Genomic DNA, 9124 nt, shown 5'->3' with positions numbered 1-9124 from the left:
AGCAGGGATTTACCAAACTATCTCGTTGCTAACCCAGGCATTAATTCTGGCCTGATGATTCCGCAATACACTGCCGCATCATTGGTGAGCCAGAACAAACAATACTGCACACCGGCTTCGGCTGATTCTATTGTTTCTTCGAACGGACAGGAGGATCATGTGAGTATGGGAGCCAATGCTGCCACAAAATCATACAAGGTTATTCAAAACTTATATGCGATATTGGCCATTGAATTAATCACGGCCAGCCAGGCACTTGCATTTAGGAGGCCATTAAAAAGCTCGAAGCCATTAGAAAAATTGGTTAGCAATTTCCGTAAAAAGGTGACGTTTATAGAGGAAGACAGATTAATGCATACCGATATTGAAGCGGCCAAACAGTTTTTATTTGACACGAACCCTTAAAATATTGAGAGTACATTCTCATTATATTTTATTCTTTCTATTCACCTTTTTCAGTAAAGGCCTAATAGCTCAATGTACGTTTCCGTATACAAGTAATAGTGGCACATTTACCGTAAGTCAAATAAAAGGTTGTGCTCCACTTCAAGTTAATATATGCATCAACAGTTCTGCGCCAAGTACTTGTACAGGCGGGGAGTCGTGTGATTTTCTGTATGGAGATGGCAGCGATGAAGGAGCTGATCAATTTGAAAATACCTACACAGAGCCGGGCAATTATAGACTCGAAATTATCTATCCTAACCCAGCTCCATCAGATTTCATAGACATTGTAGTTACTGATAAAACTGCTCCCGAATTTGAAGTGTATGCCTGTGGTGGCAACACAGTACGCGTAGACATCACTGATACTCAATACGACAATTATACCATTTCATGGGGTGATGGAACAGATGTAACCATTCCTATAAATACGGCAGATCAGGAACATACGTATGCCAATACAAATACAAGAACAATCACAGTGCAAGGTATTGACAATAATGCGCTGGATAATTGTGCATCTGCATCTACCAGCTTCACTCCTTTAACAAGCCTTCCGGCCCCTACAATCACAAGGCTATCCGTTCTTAACAATTCACAGGCACAACTCAGCTTATCACTTTCGGATAATATATTTTATCGATTAGAAGTACAGGTAAACGGCACTGGCAACTTTAACTTTATAAAAGCCATTGAACCTACTTCAACAGAAGAGATTATCGACAACCTCGATTTGGACAACAACTTCTATTGTTTTCGAATTGGTGCTTTCGACCCTTGCACAAGTGCTGTTACTTATTCAAACTCAATCTGCAGTATCAATCTTTCGCTGTTAGTAAATGATGGTTTTAATTCATTGTTATGGGATACTTCAGACCCAACTAGCACATTTAGTATTGCAAGAAAAGTAATAGACGATAGTGGTAGCAGCACAACCAACCCATACCTACAATTATCTCCTCAAGCGAGACTAGCTGATGATGCTAACCTTAATTGTAACATTGAATATTGCTATTTCATAGAAGCAGATTTTAATGGAGGGACTTCCATTTCTAATGAAGTTTGTGGCATTGCACAAAGCACTTTGCCACCAGATTCTGTCACAGATATGTCAATTTCAGTAACAGATGCTGGAATACAACTAGCATGGGGGCCTGCAACACAAGCTATTGGTAATTACCAAGTAAGGTCATCAAATTCATCGATTGATAATGTTGACGAAGCAAGTTATTTGGATAGTAGAAATGTTGGAGTTGAAGCATCTTCTTGCTACATCATAGTTTCAGAAGATGAATGCGGAAATAGCAATCAATCGAAGGAATTTTGTTCAATATTCTTATCCGGCTCCATAGCTCCTGATAACACCATAACACTGGATTGGAATGATTATAATGGTTTTGCCGATAGTGTAGATTTTTATCAAATTAATAAATTTTATAATCTGGCTCCTGCTGGCACATTTAATAGCAACACATCTGATTTTATCGAAACAGATGCCAACCCAAATGAACAGGTTATTAATTATCAGGTGACGGCTATTCCCAGAAATTCTAATCTGTCTCCTGCAGTTTCAAACATTATTACAATTATTAAACTGAACAATATTTATTATCCCACTGCTTTTACACCAGATGGAAATGGAACCAACGAGACCTTTTCCGTGAAAGGCCAGTTTATTATTGATTATCAGCTTCAGATTTTCAACCGCTGGGGTGAAATGATTTTTACCACCAACAACCCTGATAATGGTTGGGACGGCACCTACAATTCCTCTCCACAACACGAAGGTACATATGTCTTCAATCTAAAAGCTACTGACCTGGCAGGACAAGAGATTGAGCGAAGTGGGTCGTTCCTGCTTTTAAGAAGGTAATTTTTTTCCTGAGTAAACGTTATTTCCCGCAAAGTCGGGTAAATTTGCTGCCCAACAAAACAGAAGAGATATGTTTGATATGATGAAGATGATGGGCAAAATGAAAGAGGTACAAGCCAAAATAAAAGAAGCCCAAGACAATCTGGTAAATATCAAAGCTTCGGGAGAAGCCGGTGGAGGAATGGTAACTGCTACCGTGAATGGCAAGAAAGAAGTGATCGATCTGTCTTTTGATGATACATTACTTAAGCCGGAAGATAAAGAAATGCTTCAAGACCTGATAGTTGCCGCCATTAACAAGGCTAATGCTGAGGTTGAAGTGCTTGCAAAAGAAGAAATGAAGAAAAGTACCGAAGGAATGATTCCGAACATTCCTGGTCTTGACCTGGGCGGAATGTTCAATGGATAAAATAGCCATTGCAATACTTAATTTTAATGGAAGTGGCTTTTTAAAGAAATTTCTTCCTTCAGTTATTGAAAATTCGCCAGAAGCAACCATCTATGTAATAGATAACAAGTCGACTGATGACTCTGTTGAAGTTCTCTTAGCACAGTTTCCAGCTGTTAACGCCATTTTGCTTGATAGCAATGGAGGGTATAGTCAGGGGTACAATGAGGGTTTAAAGCAAATTGAGGCAGAATATTATGTGCTTTTAAACTCAGATGTTGAAGTAACCCCCAACTGGCTACAACCCATCATTACCATGATGGATGCTGACGAAACCATTGCAGCAGCCCAGCCTAAAATATTAAGCTATCATGAAAAGGATTCATTCGAATATGCGGGTGCAGGCGGTGGATTTATTGATACACTTGGCTATCCATTCTGCAGAGGTAGATTGTTTCTATCATTAGAAAAAGATGAAGGACAGTATGATGATGTACATCGTATTTTCTGGGCTACAGGTGCTTGCATGTTTGTAAGAGCCAAACACTTTAAGCAGCACGGGCCTTTAGACGAAGATTTTTTTGCGCACATGGAAGAAATTGATCTATGCTGGCGCTTAAATAATGCGGGCCTCAAAGTAATGTATAATGGTCATAGCGCAGTGTACCATGTAGGAGGAGGAACATTACATAAGTCTAACCCCAGAAAAACGTATTTAAATTTTAGAAATGGCCTGGCGTTGCTTTATAAGAACTATTTGCGATGGGAACTCTGGATCAAGCTTCCTATAAGACTAATGTTGGATATTGTTGCCTGCATTAAGTTTATGCTTTTCGACTCCTTCAGTGATGGTTTAGCAGTATTAAAAGCGCATTATCACTTTCTGCTGGATTTGCCAAGTAACTATAAAAAACGTAAAAGGATAAATCAGCGTGTGGTTGGAGGAGAATACGCACCAATTTATAGAAAGTCCGTAGTTCTGGAATATTTTATTAAGCAACGAAAAAAATACAGAGAACTCACACCGGATTCTAGTAATACCAGATAGAGTTGTTTCTTCGTCTCAAGTGCTTTCTAATATTCATAATATAGGCGAGCGCAAGGTAAATAAGCACAGGAGATCCGAAAGTGAGAAAAGACGCATAGATAAAAAACATGCGAATACTGGAAGTAGCAAGTCCTAATTTTTCACCTAGACGAGTACAAACTCCAAAGGCATACTTCTCAAAAAAATCCTGAATTTTTTTCATAGCGACAGTTAATTAAGTAAAAATACGAAAAGTAACCCAATAAGTAATTGAACCTTTTAATAATGTGACTTATCGACAAATATGTGGCTTCACAAATATATAAGCCATATTATCATTTTTCACGGAGTTAATTCTTATTTTTTTTAGCTATAATTGCAGCTATTGATATATAATTAATAATTTTACGTCCAAATTTCAACCAAGACTAAAAACAGAATCCAATGAGAAATTTATTCTACGCAGTAGCATTTTTTGGTGTACTAACCATGTCGGGTTGTGCCCTGAATCAGATGGTGAAGTTAGCCGAGGATCAAAATCTTACGGTTACTCCGAATCCACTAGAGGTACACGCTGACTCAGTTTCATTTGAAATGTCAGCTAACCTGCCAGTTAAAATGCTTAAAAAAGGCAAAGTTTACACGTTAAACACTTTCTACAAGTATGGTGATAAAGAAGAGACTTTAGAGCCAATTCAATTTAAAGCGGAAGATTATCCGAATGCTGACTCTCAGCAACCGAAAACTTCTAAGAACTACACAATGTCCTACTCTCCTGCTATGAAGAGTGGTAATTTAGAGGTTCAGGGTGTTGCATCAGATCCTAAAAATGGTAAATCAAAAGAATCTGCAAGACTGTCTGTCGCTCCAGGTGTAATCACTACATCAAAGCTTGTTCAGTCTGTATACTACCCAACTTTTGCAGATCATGGATATAACAATAAAGAAGAATTAGTTCCTACTAAAGTTAACTTCTATTTCGATCAAGGAAGATCAGTTTTGAAATATTCAGAGCAAAGAAGTGACAGAGGTAAAAAATTAGATGCTTTCATCGCGGCTAAAAACGTTACTAGAACAGTAACTATTACCGGTACCCACTCTCCTGAAGGTGCAGAAAGAATCAACAGCGCATTAGCTAAAGATAGAGCTGCTGCGATTCAGAGCTACTACCAGAAGCAAATGAGAAAGTATGACTACAAAGGCATGGCTGACTCTATAAACTTCATCGCTAAAGATGTAGTGATGGACTGGAAAGCATTCAAAGATTCATTAGCTCTTTATGATGGTATTTCTTCAGAAGAGAAATCAGCTTACTTGGATATAGTAAATGGTGCTGGTTCTTTCGAAGAAAAAGAAGATCAGTTGCACAAACTTTCTACTTACAACAAAGTGCTTAGAGAGCTTTACCCTAAGTTGAGAACTGCTAAGACTGAAATCTTAACAGTAAAAGAAAAGAAAACAGATGCTGAAATTTCAGTACTAGCTAAAATGGTAGCTGACGGATCTGCTCCTGCAGATACTCTTTCTGAAGAAGAATTAATGTACTCTGCTACATTAACTCCTTCCCTAAAAGAAAAAGAAGCGATCTACATGGCTGCTACTAAAAAGTCAGGAAGCTGGAATGCTCACAACAACTTAGGCGCAACTTACGTTGCTTTGGCACTTGAAGGTGATATGGCAGGTAATGCTGACAAAGCTCAGGCTCAGTTGGAAATTGCTGCTAATAAAAATGCAACAGCCGAAGTACATGCAAACTTGGCTTCTGTGGCTTTAATGAAAGGAAATGCTTACAAAGCTGCGGATCACCTTGCAAAAGCTAGCGGATTATCTGGTGAAAAAGCTGAAGGAGTGGCAGGTGTTAGCGCTTCAGTTCACATTATGATTGCTAAATACCCAGGAGCTGTAAGTGCAGCATCTAAAGCTGAAAATACTGCTACTAACCTTTTCAACAAAGGTCTTGCTCAGGTATTAAACAAAGACTATCAAAGTGCATTAACTTCTTTCAAAGAAGCTGCTGAAAAGGATAGCAACATGGGTCTTGCTTACTACGGTGCTGCAATTGCGAGCGCTAGATTAGGACAAGATGCTGGCGTTATCGAGAACCTAACTAATGCTGTAAAAGCTACTCCTTCTTTAAAAGAAGATGCTTTACAAGATTTAGAGTTTGCTAAGTATGCTACAAACGAAGCATTCAGAAATGCGTTGAAATAAAATTCAATTGAATATATACAGAAAGCCTCTCCAAATGGAGAGGCTTTTTTTATTACCCTATTTTAGGTGATTCTAATTTTGTTTGTTAAAGTCCCTAATGCTATTTTTACGCTCCAATTATTAAACAGAAAATAATGAGAGAAATCCAGTTTAGAGAAGCACTCGGTGAAGCCATGAGCGAAGAAATGAGAAGAGACGAAAAAGTCTTTTTAATGGGTGAAGAGGTTGCTGAATATAATGGTGCATATAAGGTTAGTCAGGGAATGCTGGATGAGTTTGGTCCTGATAGAGTAATTGATACGCCTATTGCTGAGCTTGGCTTTGCGGGTATTGGAGTAGGTGCTGCTATGAACGGACTCAGACCAATCGTGGAATTCATGACCTTTAACTTCTCTCTTGTTGCTATAGATCAGGTAATTAATGCAGCTGCGAAGATGATGTCTATGTCTGGCGGACAGTTTAACATACCCATGGTATTCAGAGGACCCACTGGTAATGCAGGAATGTTGAGCTCACAGCATTCACAAAACTTTGAAAACTGGTATGCCAATACTCCGGGTTTAAAGGTAGTAGTACCTTCTAACCCTTATGATGCCAAAGGCCTTTTAAAATCATCTATTAGAGATGATGATCCTGTTATTTTCATGGAATCTGAATTAATGTATGGCGACAAAGGGGAAGTACCTGAAGGCGAATACTTAATTCCTATTGGTGTAGCTGATGTTAAAAGAGAAGGAACTGATGTTACCTTAGTTTCTTTCGGTAAGATGATGAAGGTGGCCATGGAAGCGGCTGAAGAAGCGGCCAAAGAAGATATATCAGTAGAAGTTATAGACCTTCGTTCTGTAAGACCTATAGACTACGAAACAGTGGTTGAGTCTGTAAAGAAAACAAATAGAATTGTGGTAGTAGAAGAAGCATGGCCATTAGCAGCTATTAGCTCTGAGATTACGTACCACATACAGAAATATGCATTTGACTATTTAGATGCACCTGTACACAGAGTAAACAGTATGGATGTTCCATTACCTTATGCTCCTACTCTTATTGACGCCATTCTTCCAAATGTGAAGCGTACAATGGAGGCGATTAATTCGGTGTTGTATCGATAGTTTTACACGAAAAAGAAATAATAATTAAAGGCAACTCAAATGAGTTGCCTTTAATTATTTATGCTAGTGGTTCGGTTCCCATATTAATCTTACAAAAGAACTAAGTCTTTGATTTTCGCGGCTTACCGGAATTCCAGCCACAATTCCAATTAACAGGTTGTCTGCAATTCCTAAACGCATTTGAGGCCTAATGGTCATATCAAAATCAGTATTATCAAAAGTTTTATTAAACTCAACTCCAATGAAATTTCGTGTGCCTGTTATCATATAATGAAAACTAGTGTTGATGTCATAAGTTGTATGGAATTTATTGGTTTTGAAATTTTGCTCAATCATTGGCCCAGTGTAAATCAACGAATGAAAATTATTCCCCCAACGTTTGGCAACTACTAAGAATGGATTATAAACATTACCCTTAATAAAGGGATTCCAAAAATTTTTAAAATCCGATAATTCAAACTCATTGATATAACCAATTGCCATTGAAGTGGCCATAGGTTCATTCACAAAGAATGACCATTGAGCTGCTATTTTAATACTGTTTAATTGATTAGATGGAACAGAGTCTTTTTCCGTTCCATTTACTGCCGAATAAAACGTAAATGGCAGCTCCACTTCCAGTCCCAATCTATCAATAGGTGCCCATTCGTATTCTATCAAGGCTTCGTATGAGTCAAACTTTAAATTATCAGTTAAACCTAAACCCAGGTTCCATTCTTTCTCTCCTTTTCGTGCACCTAAATCACGTATTAAGTCAATATAAAGTGGTTCTGCATGTAAAACCTTATCAGGTTCTGTATGATCTTCCACTTGTTGTATGTATATACTGTCCTTTTCAAAATTAGATACCTGAGCAATTGAATTTATTGATGCAGCTAATACGATTATTAGCGCTAATAATTTTTTCATTTTGATTTATGATTTGATTTTTAAACAATTTGATATTTCCTATCCGCATCTTTGGGATAAGAATTAGATAAGTTCAAAAACAAATCACATTTTGGGTGGCGGGGTATCCAGCTGCTGAAAGCCGTTTGGCAGATCACTAGTAAAGTCGAAAAATGTTTTGGTTTTTACCTCAGCAAACAATTGATTACACAGGCAATCAGCTATATGCCGATTTGTTAAGTCTATTTTGATGTTGGATTTTTTATTGTGGTCTTCAGCATCGTTGTCATCATATTCTTTTATAGCATCTTCATATCCCAAAAGTTGCTCCACAATAATTTCAACAATACTTTCTTGATCGTTAATAGTCAGGTCTTCCGGAATATGATCAGGTTTAGGGTCTGTGGTATCAACACTGATATTCAGTAGGTAAAATCCCATTAATCCCCAAAGGATTTTGGTGTGTAAGCTATTTCTTAGTTGAGATATCACGATGCAATGTCAACGTTATTCTATCTGTTATATTATGCTTGTATTAATCACACATTGCAGTGGTATTAAACTTAATACTGATCAAGACGAAACTAAACAACAAACTTCTAGCTTTTACTTAGGGAACGCAAATAGTACTGCTCTATACTTCGACTAGGTAAGATAGCCATTTCTTTTTTATTGATATTTAATTATTCTACCTCCCAAAAGGATTCAAAGCAGCCAATCCTCTTTTACCGCCACCCATTTTATTCATGGTTTTCATCATTTTGCGCATATCGCCAAACTGTTTGATGAGATTGTTTACTTGCTGAACGGATGTACCACTACCTTTAGCAATTCTTGCTCTTCGGCTGCCATTGATAATATCCGGTGTTGCACGCTCTTCCGTTGTCATTGAGCGGATTATTGCTTCTATCGGTTTAAATGAGTCATCATCAACATCAATATCTTTCAAGGCTTTACCCATTCCTGGGATCATACCCATTAAGTCTTTGATATTACCCATTTTCTTTATTTGCTCCAGCTGAGATAAGAAATCATCGAAATCAAACTGATTTTTTCTTATTTTCTTGTTAAGCCTTCTTGCTTCTTCTTCATCAAAGTTCTGCTGTGCTTTCTCAACTAACGAAACCACGTCACCCATGCCCAGGATTCTATTGGCCATCCTGTCGGGGTGGAACTTATCA

At 37.9% G+C, this 9124-nt stretch carries 9 protein-coding genes and 1 pseudogene; 6 read left to right on the top strand and 4 right to left on the bottom strand.

Annotated elements, in window-relative coordinates; all coding sequences use genetic code 11:
• From RLO81_RS15275 to RLO81_RS15260, 4 genes are all read left to right on the top strand, one after another.
• The coding region (locus tag RLO81_RS15275) for an aromatic amino acid lyase (protein ID WP_350113469.1) at positions 1–405 on the top strand (405 nt) is incomplete at its 5' end.
• Positions 406–409: 4 nt separating this feature from the next.
• Positions 410–2317, top strand: coding sequence for a T9SS type B sorting domain-containing protein (locus RLO81_RS15270; RefSeq protein ID WP_350113466.1), 1908 nt, complete (start codon positions 410–412; stop codon positions 2315–2317).
• Positions 2318–2387: 70 nt separating this feature from the next.
• Positions 2388–2726 carry a YbaB/EbfC family nucleoid-associated protein gene (locus tag RLO81_RS15265; RefSeq protein ID WP_350113463.1) on the top strand — a complete coding sequence of 113 codons (339 nt, stop codon included), beginning with the start codon at positions 2388–2390 and terminating at the stop codon, positions 2724–2726.
• Positions 2698–3753: a glycosyltransferase family 2 protein gene (locus RLO81_RS15260; RefSeq protein WP_350113460.1), complete on the top strand. Its 1056-nt coding sequence runs from the start codon at positions 2698–2700 to the stop codon at positions 3751–3753. Before RLO81_RS15265 ends, RLO81_RS15260 begins: the two co-directional genes overlap by 29 nt.
• Here the strand turns inward: RLO81_RS15260 and RLO81_RS15255 are convergent.
• Complete coding sequence (locus tag RLO81_RS15255) at positions 3737–3955, bottom strand: PspC domain-containing protein (RefSeq protein WP_205720527.1); 219 nt, start codon at positions 3953–3955, stop codon at positions 3737–3739. The genes RLO81_RS15260 and RLO81_RS15255 overlap by 17 nt on opposite strands.
• 221 nt (positions 3956–4176) lie before the next feature.
• Here RLO81_RS15255 and RLO81_RS15250 point away from each other — a divergent pair, with 221 nt between their 5' ends.
• Together RLO81_RS15250 and RLO81_RS15245 are read left to right on the top strand one after the other, a co-directional pair.
• Positions 4177–5943: a TPR end-of-group domain-containing protein gene (locus RLO81_RS15250; RefSeq protein ID WP_350113456.1), complete on the top strand. Its 1767-nt coding sequence runs from the start codon at positions 4177–4179 to the stop codon at positions 5941–5943.
• 134 nt (positions 5944–6077) lie between these two features.
• Positions 6078–7055, top strand: coding sequence for a pyruvate dehydrogenase complex E1 component subunit beta (locus RLO81_RS15245; RefSeq protein WP_350113453.1), 978 nt, complete (start codon positions 6078–6080; stop codon positions 7053–7055).
• A 63-nt stretch (positions 7056–7118) separates the two neighbouring features.
• Here RLO81_RS15245 and RLO81_RS15240 read toward each other — a convergent pair whose 3' ends face one another.
• The 3 genes and pseudogenes from RLO81_RS15240 to RLO81_RS15230 all read right to left on the bottom strand — a co-directional run.
• Positions 7119–7964 (bottom strand): HAEPLYID family protein, encoded by an 846-nt coding sequence (locus tag RLO81_RS15240; RefSeq protein WP_350113450.1) that lies wholly within the window; start codon positions 7962–7964, stop codon positions 7119–7121.
• Between the two features lie 84 nt (positions 7965–8048).
• Entirely contained in the window at positions 8049–8384 is a 336-nt protein-coding gene (locus RLO81_RS15235) for a hypothetical protein (RefSeq protein WP_350113447.1), read from the bottom strand.
• 247 nt (positions 8385–8631) lie between these two features.
• Positions 8632–9124 (bottom strand): annotated as a pseudogene (locus tag RLO81_RS15230) (signal recognition particle protein); the annotation flags it as partial.

The organism is Fulvivirga sp., assembly GCF_040220315.1.
Taxonomy (GTDB): Bacteria; Bacteroidota; Bacteroidia; order Cytophagales; family Cyclobacteriaceae; genus Fulvivirga.
This window is presented reverse-complemented; position numbering and strand designations above follow the sequence as displayed.